Annotated in this window: 1 protein-coding gene; it reads right to left on the bottom strand. The window is 39.9% G+C overall.

Annotation, left to right across the window (positions count from 1 at the left end; translation table 11 throughout):
* Window positions 1–214: DinB/UmuC family translesion DNA polymerase (locus tag SJH88_RS19490; RefSeq protein WP_274755423.1), on the bottom strand; the 214-nt coding region annotated here is incomplete at its 3' end.
* Window positions 215–386: the final 172 nt, after the last annotated feature.

The raw sequence follows: 386 nt of genomic DNA, 5'->3' as shown, positions 1-386 counted from the left end.
CATGCATGCGAAGGCATAATGAGTGTTGCTCACGTAATTTGGCTGCTGATAATGCCGTAAAAGTCGCTATGCGTTCTCTTAATTCTTCAAAACTGTTGTATTCTTTATCAAAGGTTCTGGTAATCGAGATACTTTTTCTTTTCTCGCGCTCTTCCATTCCGATCGAAGATATCCCTTTTAAATCTCTTTGTAGATTAAGGCCTGTGATAGTCATATTCTTCAGAACCCAGCTTTCTGTAATCTGAGTGAAGTCCAGTGCTTTGTGTACTCCTATACGATTTAATCTTTCCACATTTTACGCCCGATGCCCCAGACATCCTTTATATCAAGCCATTTTAGCGCTTTTATCCTAAGTTCTTCTGTGTCTATAACGTGCACGCCATTGA

The organism is Comamonas sp. GCA5 (genome assembly GCF_036541385.1).
Classification (GTDB): domain Bacteria; phylum Pseudomonadota; class Gammaproteobacteria; order Burkholderiales; family Burkholderiaceae_C; genus Comamonas; species Comamonas aquatica.
The sequence above is the reverse complement of the archived record's forward strand: the minus strand, read 5'-3'. Positions and strand labels throughout refer to the sequence as shown.